General features: G+C 63.3%; 17 protein-coding genes and 2 tRNA genes. 10 read left to right on the top strand and 9 right to left on the bottom strand.

The features are described 5' to 3' along the window. Nucleotides 1-25: 25 nt before the first annotated feature. From purM to QMX89_RS17865, 5 genes are all read left to right on the top strand, one after another. Nucleotides 26-1,084 carry a phosphoribosylformylglycinamidine cyclo-ligase gene (gene purM, locus QMX89_RS17845; RefSeq protein WP_282349244.1) on the top strand — a complete coding sequence of 353 codons (1,059 nt, stop codon included), beginning with the start codon at nt 26-28 and terminating at the stop codon, nt 1,082-1,084. Then, entirely contained in the window at nt 1,084-1,731 is a 648-nt protein-coding gene (gene purN, locus QMX89_RS17850) for a phosphoribosylglycinamide formyltransferase (RefSeq protein ID WP_282349245.1), read from the top strand. The genes purM and purN overlap by 1 nt, the downstream gene beginning before the upstream one ends. Nucleotides 1,732-1,739: 8 nt before the next feature. Then, nucleotides 1,740-2,450, top strand: coding sequence for a DUF3108 domain-containing protein (locus QMX89_RS17855; protein ID WP_090357235.1), 711 nt, complete (start codon nt 1,740-1,742; stop codon nt 2,448-2,450). A 331-nt stretch (nt 2,451-2,781) separates the two neighbouring features. Then, entirely contained in the window at nt 2,782-4,140 is a 1,359-nt protein-coding gene (locus tag QMX89_RS17860) for a dicarboxylate/amino acid:cation symporter (RefSeq protein ID WP_049859056.1), read from the top strand. Between the two features lie 253 nt (nt 4,141-4,393). Further along, the gene (locus QMX89_RS17865) at nt 4,394-4,576 is read left to right on the top strand and encodes a hypothetical protein (RefSeq protein WP_049859055.1); all 183 of its coding nucleotides are present in this window, start codon (nt 4,394-4,396) and stop codon (nt 4,574-4,576) included. Nucleotides 4,577-4,630: 54 nt separating this feature from the next. Here QMX89_RS17865 and QMX89_RS17870 read toward each other — a convergent pair whose 3' ends face one another. The 7 genes from QMX89_RS17870 to QMX89_RS17900 form a co-directional block, all read right to left on the bottom strand. After that, entirely contained in the window at nt 4,631-5,173 is a 543-nt protein-coding gene (locus QMX89_RS17870; RefSeq protein ID WP_049859054.1) for a DUF2058 domain-containing protein, read from the bottom strand. A 26-nt stretch (nt 5,174-5,199) separates the two neighbouring features. Beyond that, complete coding sequence (gene mazG, locus QMX89_RS17875) at nt 5,200-6,033, bottom strand: nucleoside triphosphate pyrophosphohydrolase (protein WP_282349246.1); 834 nt, start codon at nt 6,031-6,033, stop codon at nt 5,200-5,202. A gap of 37 nt (nt 6,034-6,070) precedes the next feature. Beyond that, nucleotides 6,071-8,314: a GTP diphosphokinase gene (gene relA, locus QMX89_RS17880; RefSeq protein WP_049859052.1), complete on the bottom strand. Its 2,244-nt coding sequence runs from the start codon at nt 8,312-8,314 to the stop codon at nt 6,071-6,073. A 76-nt stretch (nt 8,315-8,390) separates the two neighbouring features. Next, nucleotides 8,391-9,782, bottom strand: coding sequence for a 23S rRNA (uracil(1939)-C(5))-methyltransferase RlmD (gene rlmD, locus QMX89_RS17885; protein ID WP_282349247.1), 1,392 nt, complete (start codon nt 9,780-9,782; stop codon nt 8,391-8,393). Continuing rightward, nucleotides 9,782-10,684 (bottom strand): cysteine synthase CysM, encoded by a 903-nt coding sequence (gene cysM, locus QMX89_RS17890; protein WP_056843139.1) that lies wholly within the window; start codon nt 10,682-10,684, stop codon nt 9,782-9,784. Before cysM ends, rlmD begins: the two co-directional genes overlap by 1 nt. 81 nt (nt 10,685-10,765) lie before the next feature. Continuing rightward, nucleotides 10,766-12,127: a sensor histidine kinase gene (locus QMX89_RS17895; RefSeq protein WP_282349248.1), complete on the bottom strand. Its 1,362-nt coding sequence runs from the start codon at nt 12,125-12,127 to the stop codon at nt 10,766-10,768. Beyond that, entirely contained in the window at nt 12,124-12,843 is a 720-nt protein-coding gene (locus tag QMX89_RS17900) for a response regulator transcription factor (RefSeq protein ID WP_134721415.1), read from the bottom strand. The genes QMX89_RS17895 and QMX89_RS17900 overlap by 4 nt, the downstream gene beginning before the upstream one ends. 199 nt (nt 12,844-13,042) lie before the next feature. Between QMX89_RS17900 and QMX89_RS17905 the strand changes: the two genes are divergently transcribed. Both QMX89_RS17905 and QMX89_RS17910 read left to right on the top strand, forming a co-directional pair. Next, nucleotides 13,043-15,796: a response regulator gene (locus QMX89_RS17905; RefSeq protein ID WP_049859769.1), complete on the top strand. Its 2,754-nt coding sequence runs from the start codon at nt 13,043-13,045 to the stop codon at nt 15,794-15,796. A 50-nt stretch (nt 15,797-15,846) separates the two neighbouring features. Continuing rightward, nucleotides 15,847-16,278, top strand: a complete 432-nt coding sequence (locus QMX89_RS17910; protein WP_049859047.1) for a hypothetical protein — start codon at nt 15,847-15,849, stop codon at nt 16,276-16,278. 352 nt (nt 16,279-16,630) lie between these two features. Here QMX89_RS17910 and QMX89_RS17915 read toward each other — a convergent pair. Continuing rightward, nucleotides 16,631-16,707, bottom strand: a tRNA-Asp gene (locus QMX89_RS17915). 19 nt (nt 16,708-16,726) lie between these two features. Beyond that, nucleotides 16,727-16,802 (bottom strand) — tRNA-Val (locus tag QMX89_RS17920). A 161-nt stretch (nt 16,803-16,963) separates the two neighbouring features. Here QMX89_RS17920 and rdgC point away from each other — a divergent pair. From rdgC to sugE, 3 genes are all read left to right on the top strand, one after another. Further along, complete coding sequence (gene rdgC / locus QMX89_RS17925) at nt 16,964-17,884, top strand: recombination-associated protein RdgC (RefSeq protein WP_049859046.1); 921 nt, start codon at nt 16,964-16,966, stop codon at nt 17,882-17,884. 156 nt (nt 17,885-18,040) lie between these two features. Further along, a complete protein-coding gene (locus QMX89_RS17930) occupies nt 18,041-18,997 on the top strand; it encodes a bile acid:sodium symporter family protein (protein ID WP_122741794.1) in 957 nt (318 codons plus the stop codon). A 116-nt stretch (nt 18,998-19,113) separates the two neighbouring features. Beyond that, on the top strand, nt 19,114-19,428 hold the full coding sequence (sugE, locus tag QMX89_RS17935) for a quaternary ammonium compound efflux SMR transporter SugE (protein ID WP_056843143.1): 315 nt from the start codon (nt 19,114-19,116) through the stop codon (nt 19,426-19,428). Nucleotides 19,429-19,682: the final 254 nt, after the last annotated feature.

Consider the following 19,682-nt stretch of genomic DNA (forward strand, 5'->3'; position numbering starts at 1 on the left):
ACTCCCTCCTTTAAAGGCCTGGATCATGAGCAATAAACCCTCCGTGAGCTACAAGGACGCCGGTGTAGACATCGACGCCGGTGAAGCATTGGTCGAACGCATCAAAGGCGTCGCCAAGCGCACCGCGCGCCCGGAGGTCATGGGCGGCCTGGGCGGTTTTGGTGCCTTGTGCGAAATCCCGGCCGGCTACAAGCAGCCCGTCCTGGTGTCGGGCACCGACGGCGTGGGCACCAAGCTGCGTCTGGCGCTGAACCTCGACCGCCATGAAAGCATCGGCATCGACCTGGTCGCCATGTGCGTCAACGACCTGGTGGTGTGCGGCGCCGAGCCGTTGTTCTTCCTCGACTACTACGCCACCGGCAAGCTCAACGTCGACACCGCTGCCACCGTGGTCACCGGTATCGGCGCCGGTTGCGAACTGGCCGGCTGCTCCCTGGTGGGCGGCGAGACGGCCGAAATGCCGGGCATGTACGAAGGCGAAGACTACGACCTGGCCGGCTTCTGCGTAGGCGTGGTCGAGAAGGCCGACATCATCGACGGCAGCAAGGTCGCCAACGGCGACGCGCTGATCGCCCTGCCCTCCTCGGGCCCGCACTCCAACGGCTATTCGCTGATCCGCAAGGTCATCGAAGTCGCCGGTGCCGACATCGAGAACGTCCAACTCGACGGCAAGCCGCTGACCGACCTGCTGATGGCACCCACGCGCATCTACGTCAAGCCGCTGCTGCAACTGATCAAGGACACCGGCGCCGTCAAGGCCATGGCCCACATCACCGGTGGCGGCCTGCTCGACAACATCCCGCGCGTTCTGCCAAAAGGTGCCCAGGCCGTGGTCGACGTCGCCAGCTGGCAGCGTCCCGCCGTGTTCGACTGGCTGCAGCAGCAGGGCAATGTCGATGAGCACGAAATGCACCGTGTGCTGAACTGCGGTGTCGGCATGGTCATCTGCGTGGCTCAGGCCGACGTCGAGAAGACCCTGGCCTCCCTGCGCAGTGCCGGCGAGCAGCCGTGGGTCATCGGTGAAATCGCCCAGGCCGCCGAAGGCGCCGCTCAGGTCGAACTGAAGAACCTCAAGGCTCACTGATGCCTTCGACCTGTAACGTAGTGGTGCTGCTGTCGGGCACCGGCAGTAATCTGCAGGCGTTGCTGGACAGCATGCAGGCGGGCCACCCCGCCCGCATCGCTGCGGTGATTTCCAATCGCGCCGATGCGCTCGGCCTGCAGCGCGCCCGCGATGCAGGCATCGAGGCACGGGTGCTGGAGCATCAAGGTTTCGCTGATCGCGAAGCCTTCGATGCGGCCCTGATCGACCTGATCGATCAGTACCAGCCGCATCTGGTGGTGCTGGCCGGCTTCATGCGCATCCTCAGCCCGTCCTTCGTGCGCCACTATCACGGCCGTCTGCTGAACATCCATCCCTCCCTGCTGCCGCGCTACAAAGGCCTGCATACCCACCGTCGCGCCCTCGAGGCAGGTGATGCCGAGCACGGCTGCAGCGTGCACTTCGTCACCGAGGAACTCGATGGCGGACCACTGGTCGTACAGGCAGTGATTCCGGTACAGTCGACCGACACGCCAGAGACCCTGGCGCACCGGGTGCATGCCCAGGAACACCAGATCTACCCGCTGGCAGTGCGCTGGTTCGCCGAAGGCCGTGTGCGCCTCGACGAACACGGTGCACTGCTCGATGGCCAGCCCCTGCCGGCTTGTGGCCATTTGATTCGACCCTAGGAGTTTATATGCGTCGCGCCCTGCTCTTCGCCGCTGCCCTGCTGGCCCTTCCGGTCCATGCCGCAGAGCTCAAGCCTTTTTCCGCCAGCTACACCGCCGACTGGAAGCAGTTGCCCATGAGCGGCACTGCCGAGCGCAGCCTGAGCAAGAACGCCAGTGGCGACTGGACCCTGGCTTTCAAGGCCTCGATGATGATCGCCAGCCTGACCGAAGTCAGCACCCTGCGTGTCGATAAAGAGGCCATGCTGCCGGAAACCTACACCTTCGAACGTGGCGGCCTGGGCAAGGCCCGCAAGGTCGACCTGGACTTCGACTGGGCAGCCAAGAAAGTCACCGGTACCGACCGTGGCGATCCGATCAACCTGCCGCTCAACAACGGCGTACTGGACAAGTCCACTTACCAGTTGGCCCTGCAACACGACGTGGCCGCCGGCAAGAAGAGCATGAGCTATCAGGTGGTCGATGGCGACGAGATCGACACCTATGATTTCCGCGTGCTGGGCACCGAAAAGGTCGAGACCAAGGCTGGCCAGGTCGATGCGATCAAGGTCGAGCGGGTGCGTGACCCCACGCAGAGCAAGCGCATCACCGTGCTCTGGTTCGCCAAGGACTGGGACTACCTGCTGGTGCGCCTCCAACAGGTGGAAACCGATGGCAAGGAATACAACATCATGCTGCTGGACGGCACGGTGGACGGAAAATCGGTGAAAGGCAGCTGAGCAGCTGCATAGCACTGAAACGAAAAGGGCCCTGCGGGGCCCTTTTTTGTGGGCGGATATCCGCCATGCACAGGCCCTTCAGGGGCGACCGGGGCGGATTCCCGCCACTTGTACAGCTATGTGACGACAACCATACCCCTGCCTAGGCCGCAGCCACTCGCGCTGTGGCCATCAGTACGCAACTATGGCACGGCACCTGCAATACAGTCGGCAGAGGCCTGCCAATGCGCAACTCGCCCACAACAAATCCCTCCAGACAGGAGGGTTCGTGCTTTAGGTGTCGCGACCACTCCGGAACGGGTGCCAGGCGATACACTTGAGGAACTTGCAAATGACGACTCGTCAGCCACTGTACAAATCGCTGTATTTCCAGGTGATCGTCGCGATCATCATCGGTATCCTGATCGGCCACTTCTACCCTCAGTTCGCGGTCAAGCTCAAGCCTTTCGGCGACGGCTTCATCAAGCTGATCAAGATGGTCATCGCCCCTATCATCTTCTGCACCGTGGTCAGTGGTATCGCCGGTATGCAGAGCATGAAATCGGTCGGCAAGACCGGTGGCTACGCCCTTCTGTACTTCGAAATCGTCTCGACCCTGGCACTGATCATCGGCCTGGTCGTGGTCAACGTGGTCAAGCCGGGTGCCGGCATGCACGTCGACGTATCGACCCTGGACGCCAGCAAGATCGCCAGCTATGTCTCGGCAGGCGCTGACCAGAGCATCGTCGGCTTCATCCTCAACGTGATCCCGAACACCATCGTCGGCGCCTTCGCCAACGGCGATATCCTTCAGGTGCTGATGTTCTCGGTGATCTTCGGCTTCGCCCTGCATCGCCTGGGTGCCTACGGCAAGCCGCTGCTGGACCTGATCGATCGCTTCGCGCACGCTATGTTCAACATCATCAACATGATCATGAAGCTGGCCCCGCTCGGTGCGTTCGGTGCCATGGCCTTCACCATCGGTGCCTACGGCGTGGGTTCGCTGGTGCAGTTGGGCCAGTTGATGATCTGCTTCTACGTCACCTGCGTACTGTTCGTGCTGCTGGTGCTGGGCGCCATCTGCCGCGCCCACGGCTTCAGCGTGATCAAAGTGATCCGCTACATCCGTGAAGAGCTGATGATCGTTCTGGGCACTTCCTCCTCGGAATCGGCACTGCCACGCATGCTGATCAAGATGGAACGCCTGGGTGCACAGAAATCCGTGGTAGGCCTGGTGATCCCGACCGGCTATTCGTTCAACCTGGACGGTACCTCGATCTACCTGACCATGGCCGCCGTGTTCATCGCTCAGGCGACCGACACCACCATGGACATCACCCATCAGATCACCCTACTGCTGGTACTGCTGCTGTCCTCCAAAGGCGCCGCTGGCGTCACCGGTTCGGGCTTCATCGTGCTGGCCGCCACCCTGTCGGCCGTAGGCCAGCTGCCGGTAGCTGGCCTGGCGCTGATCCTGGGTATCGACCGCTTCATGTCCGAAGCACGTGCACTGACCAACCTGGTCGGTAACGCTGTCGCCACCCTGGTGGTTGCCAAGTGGGTAGGCGAGCTGGACGAGAAAGTCCTGCAGACCGAGCTGGCTTCCGGTGGCCGAGGCATCGTCGATGGTCGTCCGGAAGATGATCTGGGCGTGGCCGAAGGCCGCGATCCGGTTCAGGACACCACGACTCAGGGCACTACCCTGCGCTGATCGGCTGTAGAACTGAAAAAACCCATCTTCGGATGGGTTTTTTATTGGATGAAATTTGTTTCACCGCCGTGAACTCGCTGCGACAATCCGCCGCAGGGCACGTCCTGCGGGCGTTTGCGGATTGTCTCTATTTCAGTAAAAAACTGTTGCAGAAAACGTCTGTTTACTTAGCAAGCTACTCAAATCTATAACAAAGACCTGCACACGCCACGTGCAGATATTCGAGGCAGCTATTCGAGACAGGAGCTTTCCCATGACAGTAAAAGTGACCGAACGCGACGAAGCCCACATGTCCCACGAAGGCGTGGCGGCAGGCATCCAGATATGGGATGTCTATCAACAGGACCTGTTGGTGGGGATGTTCCATAACGAGAACGATGCTCAGAGCTACAAGAACGAACTGGAAACACTCGAAAGCCAACGCGCTTCGAATTGACCGTTCGCCGCGCAAGAAAAACCCCGCTCAGGCGGGGTTTGTCGTTTCAGTGGGTTACCACATCAAGTCGTCCGGAATCTTGTAGGCGGCGTAAGGATCTTCCGCCGAATCGACTTCTTCGGTCGCCACGTTGAGCATCACGATGCGCTGCGGCGCGCGTTCCTGCACCTTGAGCGCAGCCTCGCGCGGGATAACCTCGTAGCCACCTCCATGCTGGACGATGGCCAGCGAACCGTTGCTCAGCTTGCTGCGCATCAGGTTATTGACCGACAGGCGCTTGACCTTCTTGTCGTCGACGAAGTTGTAGTAGTCCTCGGTAGTCAGCTTGGGCAGGCGGGTCGCTTCGATCAGTTGCTTGACCTGGGCAGCGCGTGCCTTCTCCTCGACCTTCTCCTGCTGCTGGCGATTGAGCTCCTGGTCGCGGCGCGCCTTCTCGGCCATGGCTTCCTGGGCGATGCGCTTCTGCGTGTCGTCGATTTCGACCTGGCCCTTGTTCTCCAGGCGCTTCTGTTTCTGCTTGTCCTTGCTGACTTGCTTGACCTGCTTCTGGTTGACCAGTCCAGCTTTCAACAATTGGTCGCGGAGGGAAAGGCTCATGGTGTTCTGCTCACTTATAAAACGGCTCAGCCACAGCTGGGCAGATTCTGTTCCTGACGTTTGGCCTCGCCCCACAGGGCGTCCATGTCTTCCAGGGTGCAATCTTCGATGTTGCGGTGGGTGTCGCGCAATGCCTGCTCGATGAAACGGAAGCGCCAGTCGAACTTGACGTTGGCGCCGCGCAGGGCGTTCTCCGGATCCACCTTGAGGTGGCGAGCCAGATTGACCACGCTGAACAGCAGGTCACCGATTTCCTCGGCGACTGCCGGTGCATCGTCTGCGGCCATGGCCTGAAGCACTTCGTCCAATTCTTCGCGGACCTTGTCCAGCACCGGCAGCGGCCCAGGCCAGTCGAAGCCGACCATCGCCGCGCGCTTCTGCAGCTTGGCTGCGCGCGCGAGAGCGGGCAGCGCGGCGGGTACATCATCGAGCAGGGACAGCTGCTCACCCCCCCCGCCTTTTTCCGCGCGTTCCTGGGCCTTGATCTCTTCCCAGCGCTGCTTGACCTGGTGTTCGTCCAGGCGCGGCGTGTCCAGCGCGGCGTACAGATCGCCGGTGGGGAACACGTGGGGATGGCGTCGAATCAGCTTGCGGGTGATACCGTCGACCACGCCGTCGAATTCGAAGCGGCCCTCCTCGCGCGCCAGCTGGCTGTAATAGACCACCTGGAACAATAGATCGCCGAGCTCGCCCTTGAGGTGCTCGAAGTCTTCGCGCTCGATGGCATCGGCCACTTCGTAGGCTTCTTCCAGGGTGAACGGGACAATGCTGGCGTAGGTTTGCTTCACATCCCACGGGCAACCGTGCTGCGGGTCACGCAGCCGGGCCATGAGATTGAGCAGGTCTTGCAGTGTATACATGCTCGGACTCGTTGCAGAGGTGTCGGGATCCGCGAATTTACGGCGTGCGGTTACGCCGTGTCTCGATGATGTTCGGCAGCTGGGAGATCCTGCCGAGCAGGCGCCCGAGGGCGTCCAGGCCGGGGATCTCGATGGTCAGCGACATCAGCGCGGTGTTGTCTTCCTTGTTCGAGCGGGTGTTGACCGCCAGCACGTTGATCCGCTCGTTGAGCAGGATCTGCGAGACGTCGCGCAGCAGGCCGGAGCGGTCGTAGGCGCGGATGATGATGTCGACCGGATAGGTCAGCACCGGCACCGGCCCCCAGCTGACCTGGATGATGCGCTCCGGCTCGCGACCGCCGAGCTGCAGCACCGAGGCGCAATCCTGGCGGTGGATGCTCACACCGCGCCCCTGAGTGATGTAGCCGACGATGGCATCGCCGGGCAGCGGCTGGCAGCAACCGGCCATCTGCGTCATCAGGTTGCCCACGCCCTGGATCTGGATATCGCCGCGCTTTCCCGGCTTGTAGCCGGTGGCCTTGCGCGTGACCAGTTCCACCGGCTCGTTGCCGCGCTCGGGCTCGACCAGTTGCTGCGCCGAATTGACCAGATGGGCCAGGCGCAGATCGCCTGCACCCAGGGCGGCGAACATGTCTTCGGCGCCTTTGTGGTTGGCTTTTTCGGCAAGCTGGTCGAAGTCCACCTGGGGCAGGCCCAGGCGGCTGAGTTCGCGCTCCAGCAGCGACTTGCCGGCGGCGACGTTCTGGTCGCGTGCCTGCAGCTTGAACCAGTGGACGATCTTGGCCCGCGCCCGGGACGTGGTGACGTAGCCGAGGTTGGAGTTGAGCCAGTCGCGGCTGGGCGTGCCGTGCTTGCTGGTGATGATCTCGACCTGCTCGCCGGTGTTCAGGCTGTAGTTGAGCGGGACGATGCGGCCGTTGATCTTGGCGCCACGGCAGTTGTGGCCGATCTCGGTGTGCACGCGGTAGGCGAAGTCCAGCGGGGTCGCGCCCTTGGGCAGGTCGATGGCGTGGCCGTCGGGGGTGAAAACGTAGACCCGGTCAGGCTCGATGTCGACCCGCAACTGGTCGGCCAGGCCGCCGATATCGCCCAGCTCCTCATGCCATTCCAGGACCTGGCGCAACCAGGAGATCTTTTCTTCGTACTGGTTGGAGGTGGACTTGACGTCGGTGCCCTTGTAGCGCCAGTGCGCGCAGACGCCCAGCTCGGCTTCCTCGTGCATGGCGTGGGTGCGGATCTGCACTTCCAGCACCTTGCCCTCGGGACCGATCACCGCCGTGTGCAGCGAGCGATAGCCGTTTTCCTTGGGGTTGGCGATGTAGTCGTCGAACTCCTTGGGAATGTGCCGCCACAGCGTGTGGACGATCCCCAGCGCGGTGTAGCAGTCGCGCATTTCCGGGACCAGCACGCGCACCGCGCGCACGTCGTAGATCTGGCTGAATTCCAGGCCCTTGCGCTGCATCTTGCGCCAGATGGAATAGATGTGTTTCGCCCGCCCGCTGATGTCGGCCTTGACCCCGGTCTCGAGCAGCTCGTTGTGCAACTGGCTCATCACCTCGGTGATGAAACGCTCGCGATCCAGCCTGCGTTCGTGCAGCAGCTTGGCGATCTGCTTGTACTGATCGGGCTCCAGGTAGCGAAATGAAAGGTCTTCGAGCTCCCACTTGATGTGGCCGATGCCCAAGCGATGCGCCAGTGGCGCGTAGATGTCGAACACCTCGCGCGCGACCCGGTTGCGTTTTTCATCGTCGGCGCCCTTCACCGCGCGGATCGCGCAGGTGCGCTCGGCAAGCTTGATCAATGCGACGCGGACATCGTCGACCATGGCCACGAGCATCTTGCGCAGGTTCTCGACCTGCACCTGCGAGCCCAGCACCATGGATTGGCGCGGGCTGAGGCTGGCGCTGATGGCGGCCATGCGCAGCACGCCGTCGATGAGCTTGGACACGGTGCTGCCGAAGCGTCGGCCGACGTCTTCAAGGCTGGCCTTGCCCTCGCGGACGGCCCGGTAGATCACCGCGGCCATCAACGAATCCTGGTCGAGCTTGAGATCGGCGAGGATCTCGGCGATCTCCAGGCCCGCCTGGAAACAGGAGGTGCCGTCGGCCCAGGAGTGCTGGGCCGGGTTGCCCTGCAGCTCGGCGGCCTGGGCGAATTCACAGGCCTGCTTCAGGGCTTCGCGATCCAGCACCAGATCGACGCTGACGATATGATCCAGCCATGCATCGAGATTGATACTGCCGTCCGTATTGATCGGCTGGTGTGCTCTCACCTGTACCATGTTGCTTACCTTTCCCTACAACACGCCGAAGCGCATCAACAGTCGCTGGCTATGACCGATGCTGGGCCGGCATCGATCAGGCGTTTCGCGCGCCAGTCGGATTGGACGGGCCGTCCTGGCCCGCTTCAAATAACGCCATGGCCTCGACATGCGCGGTCTGCGGAAACATGTCGAGGATCCCGGCTCGTTTTAGCCTGTAGCCCTGCCTCAACAATTCGACCGTGTCGCGGGCCAAAGTTGCCGGGTTACAGGAGACATACACCAAGCGTTGCGCACCCAGTGCACGGATCGTGCGCACCACCTCGAACGCGCCATCTCGGGGTGGATCCAAGAGTACCGCAGAAAAACCCTCGCGGGCCCACTCGGCGGCGTCCAGAGGCTGCGACAGGTCGCTCTGGTAAAAGTCAGTGTTATGCAAATTGTTGCTGGCGGCGTTGTCGGCAGCCCGCTGCACCATAGCCGCGACCCCTTCGACAGCCACCACCTCACGCGAGCGCTGGGCCAGCGGCAAGGCGAAGTTGCCCAGCCCGCAGAACAGGTCAAGGACCCGCTCCTGGGGGGTGGGCGCGAGCCAGTCCAGGGCCTGCGCGATCATCGCATCGTTGACCGCCGCATTGACTTGGACGAAGTCGCCCGGCCGGTAGGCCAGCTCAAGGTTCCAGGGCGCCAGGGCGAAACCCAGCGAGGCGTCCGCCTGCACGGGCGCTGGCTCGCCTTCGCCCTGCAGCCACAGTTGCAGGTTCGCGGCGGCGCAGAAAGCCTGCAGCGCTTGCAAGTCAGTATCAGCCAGTGCCGCAGTGTGGCGAAGCAGCAGCGCCAGTGAAGTACCTGCGTACAGCTCGACGTGGCCGAGCACCTGGGGCTTGGCAAAACTGCGCAGCAGCGTCGGCAGCTGTTCGACGACCGGCTGCAGGGCAGGCACCAGCACCTGGCATTGGGTGATGTCGACGATGTCCTGGCTCGCCGCCGCGCGGAACCCCACCGCCAGGTGACGGGCCTTGGGGTCCCAGCGCACGGCCAGCCGAGCACGCCGGCGATAGCCCAGCTCGGGCCCGCTCAGCGGCGCCGCCCATTCCTGCGGCTCGATGCCGGCCACGCGCGACAGCTGCTCGGCGAGCAGGCGCTGCTTGAGGGCCAACTGCTGATCATGGGGCAGGTGCTGAAGGCTGCAGCCACCACAGGTGCCGAAATGCGGGCACGGCGCCGGGCGGCGCAGCTCGCTGGCGACCAGCACGCGCTCGCAACGCGCTTCGACGATCTTGCCGTGGGCGTTGAGCACCCGGGCTTCGACCTGCTCACCGGCCAGGGCGCCGCTGACGAACCAGGTGCGCCCTTCGAAAAAGGCGATGCCGCGTCCGTCGCTGGCCAGGCGTTCGATCGGCAGGCGCTGTTTCTTGCCGGTCGGCACTTGCGGCGCACGGGTTCCGCCTGTCGGCTGGAAGCGCAGGCCAGGTTTGGTTCTGGCCATCAGTTGGGTGCGTCGAAGATGCCGCTGGACAGGTAGCGATCACCGCGATCGCAGATGATCGCGACGATGACCGCATTGCTCACTTCCCGCGACAGGCGCAGCATGCCCGCCACCGCGCCGCCGGACGACACGCCGCAGAAGATGCCTTCTTCACGGGCCAGGCGGCGGGTCATGTCTTCGGCTTCCTGTTGCGCCATGTCGATGATCCGGTCGACCCGGTCGGCCTGATAGATGCGTGGCAGGTACTGTTCCGGCCAGCGGCGGATACCTGGAATGGCAGCGCCTTCCATGGGTTGCAGGCCGACGATCTGCACCGCAGGGTTCTGCTCCTTGAGATAGCGCGAAGTGCCCATGATGGTGCCGGTGGTGCCCATTGAACTGACGAAATGGGTCACGGTGCCCGCGGTCTGCTGCCAGATCTCGGGGCCGGTGCTGCGGTAGTGGGCCTCAGGGTTGTCGCCGTTGGCGAACTGGTCGAGGAGCTTGCCGCGCCCTTCGCTCTGCATGCGTTCGGCCAAGTCGCGTGCGCCTTCCATGCCTTGCTCACGGGTGACCAGGATCAGCTCGGCGCCATAGGCGGTCATCGCGGCCTTGCGTTCGGCCGTGGAGTTGTCGGGCATGATCAGGATCATCTTGTAGCCCTTGATCGCCGCGGCCATGGCCAGCGCGATGCCGGTATTGCCGGAGGTCGCTTCGATCAGGGTGTCGCCGGGCTGGATCTGCCCACGTTCTTCGGCGCGGCTGATCATCGACAGCGCCGGGCGGTCCTTCACGGAGCCGGCCGGGTTGTTGCCTTCCAGCTTGAGCAGCAAGGTGTTGCTGGTCTCACCGGCCAGGCGCTGCAGGCGCACCAGCGGCGTGTTGCCGACGCAGTCGGCGATCGTTAGGTACTGCGGGGTCATGGCGTATTCGCAATCCGGACTGCGGGGGTCGCCTATCATACCGGCAAACGCCGGATACCCATATCACGCAAAGTGCGCACCTTATAGCGTGAAAGCATAAGCAGCTGGCAAGCGCATGTTCAGCCGCAGGCCACGCGCGGTATTCTGCGCCCACAATGCACCGCCCTGGCGGGTCAGGGCATTGCGCGCAATGCTCAGCCCGAGGCCGAACCCCCCGTCGCCGGGCCGCGATCCGTCGAGGCGCGTGAAGGGATCGAAGATTCTCTGCAGGTCTGCCTCGGCGACACCACCGCCCTCGTCTTCCAGCCACAACAGCCAGTGATCGCCATCACGTTGACCACTCAAGGTCACGCGACCGGCGCTGGGCGAGTGACGAATGGCATTGCGCAAGCCGTTTTCCAGCGCCTGGGCCAGGCTGTCGAGATTGCCCTGCACCCAGCAATCGGCGTCGACTTCGCAGTGCAGTTGGCGGGCCGGCCACTGGCTTTCGAAGCAGGCATTCTCCGCCAGCATGTCCCACAGCGCCTGCACCTGGATCGCTTCGCTGGCCAGCGGCGCGCGCTCGGCATCCAGCCAGGCCAGTTGCAGGGTATCTTCGACCAGACGCTGCATGCCGTCGATCTCGCGACTCAGCCGTTCGCGCAGGCGCTGCTCGTCGAGCTCACCTTCGCAGGCCACGCGCAGGCGGCTCAGGGGTGTGCGCAGCTCGTGGGACAGGTCACGCAGGATCTGCTGCTGCAAGGCGACCGTGCCCTGCAGGCGCTCGGCCATGTGGTCGAAAGCGCGCCCCAGCTCACCTAGCTCATCGCTGCGCGCGGTGGTATTCGCGCTCAGGCGGGCGTTGAGCTGATCGGCACGCCAGGCGTTGGCCTGCTCACGCAGTTGGTTCAGAGGGACGATGAGCATGCGGTACAGCCCGATGCACAACAGCAGGGTGAACAGGCCGGGAACCAGCGCGTTGGTCAGCAACGCCCATAACCAGGCGTGCCGACCGGGTGTGAAGCGCTCGGGCAGGGCCATTACCAGGCTTCCCTGCTCCGGATGCTCGATAAAGGGGATCTGCATCCAGGGCGCGCCCCGCGAGCGGCGACTCATGGGCATCTCCAGATGGCGCAGGAACGTCAGGCGCTGCTGTTGTGCGGCGTCCAGTGGTCGACTGCTCAAGGAAGTGAGATCAGACCCCACCACGGCGATGAAACCAGGCTCGCTCGCCGACATCCGCGCAAGCCAGGCATCGACCCCAGCCCGTCCACCTTGCCCATGGGCCTGCTCGGCCGCCGCCGCGTACTGGCGCAAGGCATGGCGTGCGTCGGCGCTCAGGTAGGCATTGCGTTCCTGCAGGTACTGGCCCCAGTACCAGCTCAGCCAGATCATCAGCAGGCAGAACGCGACCAGCAGTATCGACAGTTTCCAGAACACCGAGTGGCGATGGGGCAGTTTCATGCCTCGCCGCCGCCGAACAGGTAGCCCTTGCCCCACACCGTGCGCAGTTGCTGGCGCTGGTAGCCCAGCGCCTTGAGCTTGCGGCGTATCTGGCTGACATGCATGTCCAGGCTGCGATCGTGCTGCGAATAGCCGCGCTGCAGCACATGCTGATAAAGAAAGGGTTTGCTCAGCACTTCCTCTCGCTGACGGTGCAGGGTATCGAGCAGACGGTATTCGCTGGGCGTCAGCCCCGCCGGCTGGCCGTTGACCGACACATCGGCACTGCGCTCGCAGAACTGCAGCTCGCCCTGTTGCACCACGTCCTCTCGCGGCTGCACGCGCAGACGCTCCATGGCTACCCGGCGCAGGATGGCTTCCACGCGCACCTGCAGCTCGGCCATGCTGAAGGGTTTGGGCAGATAGTCGTCGGCACCGCGACGGAAGCCGCTGATGCGATCGGCCTCGGCGCCCAGCGCCGACATCAGAATCACCGGGGTGGCCGAGCTGCGACGCAGGGCGTACAGCACATCCAGGCCGTTCATGCCCGGCAGCAGGATGTCCATCAGCACCACGTCGAACTGGTTTCGCTCGGCCAGCGCCAGCCCTTCGCGGCCGTTCTGGCACCAGGTCACTTGAAAGCCGCAGCGCCCGAGCTGCTCATGAACGTAGCTGCCCAATACCTGGTCGTCTTCGATGGCCAGGATGGTATGGGCGCCTGCTTGGACGGGATTCATTTTCGCCTGCTAGTGGGTGTCATTCTCAAGTGCGGATTATTGGAGATCACGCCGCAGCAGGCAACCTTTGCTGATCGCTGTTCGCCCACTGACCGCGTCGCACTGCCCTCTGGGGTCCGCCGTCGGTGCGCGTGACTGGCGCATCGTCCCGCCCCCCTGTATTTTCCCCCTATTGCTCAGTCAGAAAGGCGCCTGCGGCGTGTTGAAGAAACTCGGTATCAAAAGCCGCGTGCTGTTACTTGCGCTCACGCCGGCCACTTGCATGGCGCTGATTCTGGGCGGCTATTTCACCTGGATGCAGCAGTCCGACCTGCAGCGCCAGTTGCTGCAACGCGGCGACATGATCTCCGAACAGCTGGCGCCGCTGGCGGCACCGGCGCTGGTGGCCAAGGATCGCGAGCGGCTGGAACGCATCGCTGCGCAATCCCTGGAGCTGACCGACGTGCGCTCGGTGACCTTCCTGGGCGCCGACCGGACCCTGCTCGCCCACGCCGGGCCCATGATGCTCAACGCCGTGCCCATCGGTAACAGCACCCACTCGCTGCAACGCAGTGGCTTCGATGCGACGCGCTACCTGATGCCAGTGTTCGGCCGCCACCGCGACCTGGCCAGTGACGAGGTTCCTGCCGAGGTCGACCACCTGCTGGGCTGGGTCGAGCTGGAGCTTTCCCACGATGGCACCCTGCTGCGTGGTTACCGCAGCCTGTTCGCCAGCCTGCTGCTGATTCTGACCGGTCTGAGCATCACCGCGTTGCTGGCGGCACACATGAGCCGCAGCATCAGTGCGCCGATTCGGCAGATCAAGGACACCGTGACCCAGATCAAGGACGGCAACCTGGAAAGTCGCGTGCCGGCCATGGGCAGCCACGAGATGGACGCACTCGCGGCTGGCATCAACCGCATGGCCGAAACCCTGCAGGACGCCCAGGAAGAACTGCAGCACAGCATCGACCAGGCCACCGAAGACGTCCGGCAGAACCTGGAAACCATCGAAATCCAGAACATCGAGCTGGACCTGGCGCGCAAGGAAGCGCTGGAAGCGAGCCGGATCAAGTCCGAATTCCTCGCCAACATGAGCCATGAGATCAGGACACCACTGAACGGCATTCTGGGCTTCACTCACCTGCTGCAGAAAAGCGAGTTGACCCCGCGCCAGCTGGATTACCTGGGCACCATCGAAAAATCCGCAGACAGTTTGCTGGGCATCATCAACGAGATTCTCGATTTCTCGAAGATCGAGGCCGGCAAGCTGGTGCTCGACAACATTCCCTTCAACCTGCGCGATCTGCTGCAGGACACCCTGACCATCCTGGCGCCGGCCGCCCATGCCAAGCAGCTCGAATTGGTCAGCCTGGTCTATCGCGATACGCCGTTGTCGTTGATCGGCGACCCGCTGCGGCTCAAGCAGATCCTGACCAATCTGGTGAGCAACGCCATCAAGTTCACCCGCGAGGGCACGATCGTCGCCCGCGCCATGATGGAAGACGAGAGCGAAGACGGTGTGCAGTTGCGCATCAGTGTGCAGGACACCGGCATCGGCCTGTCCGGCCAGGACGTGCGGGCGTTGTTCCAGGCATTCAGCCAGGCCGACAACTCACTGTCGCGGCAGCCTGGCGGCACGGGCCTGGGGCTGGTGATCTCCAAGCGGCTGGTCGAGCAGATGGGTGGCGAGATCGGGGTCGACAGTGCTCCGGGCGAGGGTTCGGAGTTCTGGATCAGCCTCAACCTGCCCAAGGCTCGCGACGACGCCGAGGACTTGCCGTCTGCGCCCCTGCTCGGCCGTCGCATCGCCATCGTCGATGGCCATGAACTGGCGCGGCAGGCCTTGCAACATCAGCTCGAAGACTGCGGTCTGGACGTGACCGACTTCAAGTCGCTGGACAAACTGGTGCTCGCCACCCATGCCGCACGGCAGGCGGGCCAGCCGCTGGACCTTGCGGTGCTGGGCATCACCGCCCACGAGATTTCGCCGGAACGTCTGGCCGTGCAGATCCGCGAGATCGAACAAAGTGGCTGTCAGGTGCTGGTGCTGTGCCCCACCACCGAGCAGGCCCTGTTCCACGCCGCGGTCCCCAACGCCGACCGCCAGCTGCAGGCCAAACCCAGCTGCACGCGCAGGTTGCGTCGCGCGCTGGCCGACCTGATCAACCCCAAGCAGCTGCGCTACGAAAGTCCCGAGAACAGCGGCGAACGTGCGCCGCGCGTACTGTGCGTGGATGACAATCCGGCCAACCTGCTGCTGGTGCAGACCCTGCTCGAAGACCTGGGTGCCGAAGTGCGCGCGGTGGACAACGGCGCAGCGGCGATCAAGGCGGTACAGGAAGGCGGGCTCGACCTGGTGCTGATGGACGTGCAGATGCCGGAAATGGACGGCCGCGAAACCACCGAGCGCATTCGCGTATGGGAGAGCGCCCAGCTCGGCGCTGCATTGCCCATCGTGGCGCTGACCGCCCACGCCATGGCCAATGAGAAGCGCGCCTTGCTGCAGAGCGGCATGGATGACTACCTGACCAAACCCATCAGCGAACGGCAGTTGGCGCAGGTCGTGCTGAAATGGACGGGGATGGCGTTGAACCCGCAGGCGTTGGACAAAACGGCTGAGCAGCCGTTGGATACCAATACCCTGCAGGTGCTCGATGCCGCCGAGGGCCTGCGGTTGGCGGCCGGCAAGGCCGACCTGGCTGCCGACATGCTGGCGATGCTGCTGGCCTCGCTGCAGGCCGATCGCGAAGCCATCCAGTTGGCGCGGATCAACGCCGATCAGAATGCCATGATCGAGCGCGTGCATCGGCTGCACGGTGCGACCCGCTATTGCGGCGTACCGCAGTTGCGCGCGGCGTGCCTGCGCAGTGAGACGCTGCTCAAGCAGAACGATCCGGCGGCCCTGTCTGCCCTCGACGAACTGGACGAGGCCATCGTGCGGCTCGAGGAGCAGGCCCGGGCGATGGCCTGAGGCCGCGCCATGACCGGCGTGCTAGCATGTCGCGTCTATTTGGAGGACCCATGGTCGAACACGATTTCCGCTTCAGCTTGCTCAACCCCCAGCACACCCTGATCGAGTGCCGCGCGCTGATGCCCGGCCGCTACCAGGTCACCGGCAATGGCGGCTCGATCCACAACGGCGACACCCTGCTGGTGACCCTCAAGGGCAGCAAGGACCTGTCCATGCGCTTGGTGGTGGAAAAGGTCCGTCACCTGATCAACCCGCCTGGCCAATGGGTGGCCGTGGCCACCGGCCCGGTGTTCGGCGAGCTGGCGATCCATCAATGGAAGGTCAACTGCGACAGCTGCGGCAAGGTGCTCGACTTCGAGTTCGCGGTGGATGCCAAGCTCGGCACCAAGGCGCAGAAACCGGCGGCGGAAGCCCGCATTGCCGAGCTGGGCTGGAGCACTGCCAACGGCAAGCACCTGTGCCGTCAGTGCAAGGTGGCTTGAGCGGGTTGATGGTGTTTGCCTGATTCAACGCGACGGACCTGGATCCGGATTGCGCTGTACCTGATCGATTTCGGTGCGGCCGGACGCGGCTTGCGCATACCCTGTAGCAGCGGCGCGAGCCGCGTCATCGGTGCTTGTGGTGTACCTGGATGAACGCGGTGCGGCCGGACGCGGCTTGCGCCGCTGCTACAGGGGCGCGGTGTCGGTGGGGGTGGCGGGCATCGATGCTTGCGGTGTATCGGGATAAATGCGGTGCAGCTGGACGCGACAGAAATCGCAGGCACAAAAAAAGCGACCCGAAGGTCGCTTCTCTTGTGCTTCAGAGAGTTCAAGGGCTCTGAAGCGGAATCAATGGCGCAGCGGACGGGACTCGAACCCGCGACCCCCGGCGTGACAGGCCGGTATTCTAACCGACTGAACTACCGCTGCGCGTAACACTGAGAGAGATTGGTGGGTGATGACGGGATCGAACCGCCGACCCTCTGCTTGTAAGGCAGATGCTCTCCCGGCTGAGCTAATCACCCTTTGTCTCTCGGTGTGGCGCGCATTCTACGGAGCGACCCAAACTCTGGCAAGCACTTTTTTAAAAAAATTTTCGAGCGCTTCCAAACACTTAGCACAGGGATGGCGTCAGCTCCGCACACGGAGAATAATGCCCCCCTAATGTTGAGGAGTGCTTCACCCCATGTGGTTCAAAAACCTGCTTGTCTACCGTCTTACCCAGGATATCCCTTTCGACGCCGAGGCTTTGGAAACCGCACTGGCCAGCAAACCAGCACGCCCCTGCGCCAGCCAGGAACTGACCACCTACGGTTTTGTCGCGCCGTTCGGCAAGGGTGAGGATGCGCCGTTCGTTCATGTCAGCCAGGACTTCATGCTGATCGCCGCACGCAAGGAAGAGCGCATCCTGCCGGGTAGCGTGGTGCGCGATGCGGTCAAGGAAAAGGTCGAGGAGATCGAGGCCGAGCAGATGCGCAAGGTCTACAAGAAGGAACGCGACCAGATCAAGGACGAGATCATCCAGGCCTTCCTGCCCCGCGCCTTCATCCGCCGCTCGTCGACCTTCGCCGCCATCGCGCCCAAGCAAGGGTTGATCCTGGTCAACTCGGCCAGCCCCAAGCGCGCCGAAGACCTGCTGTCGACCCTGCGCGAAGTGATCGGTACCCTGCCGGTGCGTCCGCTGACCGTGAAGATCGCGCCGACCGCGACCATGACCGAGTGGGTCAAGACCCAGAAAGCCGCCGACGACTTCTATGTGCTGGATGAATGCGAGCTGCGCGATACCCATGAAGACGGCGGCATCGTGCGCTGCAAGCGTCAGGACCTGACCAGCGAGGAAATCCAGCTGCACCTGAGCACTGGCAAGCAGGTAACCCAGCTGTCGCTGGCCTGGCAGGACAAGTTGTCGTTCGTGCTGGACGACAAGATGGTGGTCAAGCGTCTGAAGTTCGAGGAACTGCTGCAGGACCAGGCCGAGGAAGACGGCGGCGAGGAAGCGTTGGGGCAGTTGGACGCCAGCTTCACTCTGATGATGCTGACCTTTGGCGAATTCCTGCCGGCCTTGTTCGAGGCCTTGGGTGGCGAAGAGTTGCCGCAGGGGATTTGATCTGCAGTAACTGCTGTGGCTCGGTAGGTGGGAGTGGTGTTTGGCCGTGAACCGGGGGCTGTGTTGTATCTGGTGGACCGTAGTGCGGCTTTCGCGGGCAGAGCCCGCTCCCACAGGGGGCCGACATGTTGAATCTATATAAGAAGGAACTACACCATGCGCGCCTTGGCCGCTTTGAGTCGCTTTGTCGGCAATACCTTTGCCTATTGGGTGTTGTTGTTCGCCGTCCTGGCGTTTCTGGCGCCTGAATGGTTCATCGGTCTCAAGCCGTTGATCGTGCCGCTGTTGGGCCTGGTCATGTTCGGCATGGGCCTGACCCTCAAGCTGGACGATTTCGCCGAAGTCGGTCGCCATCCATGGCGCGTGGCCCTGGGTGTGGTGGCGCATTTCGTGATCATGCCGGGCGTCGCCTGGCTGCTGTGTCAGGCGTTTCACCTGCCGCCGGAAATCGCCGTCGGGGTGATTCTGGTCGGGTGCTGCCCGAGCGGTACGTCGTCCAATGTGATGACCTGGCTGGCCAAGGGCGATCTGGCCCTGTCGGTGGCGATTGCAGCGGTGACCACCCTGCTCGCTCCATTGCTCACCCCGGCGCTGATCTGGCTGCTGGCTTCGGCATGGTTGCCGGTCTCGTTCATGGAGATGTTCTGGTCGATCCTGCAACTGGTGATGCTGCCGATCGTGCTTGGCGTGCTCGCGCAGAAACTGCTGGGCGCACGGGTACAGGTGGCCGTCGATGTGCTGCCGCTGGTGTCGGTGGTCAGCATCGTGCTGATCGTCTGCGCGGTGGTCGCGGCCAGCCAGGCACGCATCGCCGAGTCGGGATTGCTGATCATGGCGGTGGTGATTCTGCACAACAGCTTCGGCTTTGTGCTGGGTTACTTCACTGGCAAGGTGTTCAAGTTGCCACTGGCGCAGCGCAAGTCGCTGGCGCTGGAAGTGGGCATGCAGAACTCGGGCCTGGGTGCGGCGCTCGCCAGCGCGCACTTCTCGCCGCTGGCGGCGGTGCCCAGCGCGTTGTTCAGTGTCTGGCACAACATTTCCGGGGCGTTGCTCTCGACCTATTTCCGCCGCATGGAAGGGACCGAGCCCGGTGGATTGAAGACCGACCCTTGATCCGCTGCACTTGATCCATCGCCCAAGGATGGGCAACATAGTATTCGGCGCCGGGACGACCCGGCGCTCTCTTTCCTGCAAACGGGGACGACCCCATCTTCGATGAGGGTTTTTCCATGTCCTGGTTTCTGTTGTTTCTCGCCGGTCTTTTCGAAGTGTGCTGGGCCATTGGCCTGAAGTACACCGACGGCTTCACTCGTCCCCTTCCCACTGTGTTGACCGTGGCCGCCATGGCGGCAAGCCTGGGCCTGCTCGGTCTGGCCATGCGCGAGCTGCCGCTGGGTACGGCCTATGCGATCTGGACCGGTGTCGGTGCGGTGGGTACGGTGATCGCCGGAATCGTGCTGTTTGGCGAGTCGATGGCGTTGATGCGGATGATCAGTGTGGGTCTGATCATCCTGGGGCTGGTGGGTTTGAAGGTCAGCACCTGACCCTGGGATCTTCTGTAGGAGCGGTCGTCGGCCGCGAACCTGACACTGCGGTGCATCAGACAATCCGCAGCGCCCTGTTCGCGGCCACTGACCGCTCCTACGGGATATAACAATGCTGCCGGGGCCTCTTCGCGGGCAGAGGGCTCGCCGCCCGCCCCGCTCCCACAGGATCTGCTTCCACAGGGCCTGCTATTACAAAGCCCCCCACAAGGTTCTCTCCCACAATGAATGCATGTACACCGCTTCATTGTGGG

The organism is Pseudomonas sp. PS01301 (assembly GCF_029960215.1).
GTDB classification, from domain to species: domain Bacteria; phylum Pseudomonadota; class Gammaproteobacteria; order Pseudomonadales; family Pseudomonadaceae; genus Aquipseudomonas; species Aquipseudomonas coleopterorum.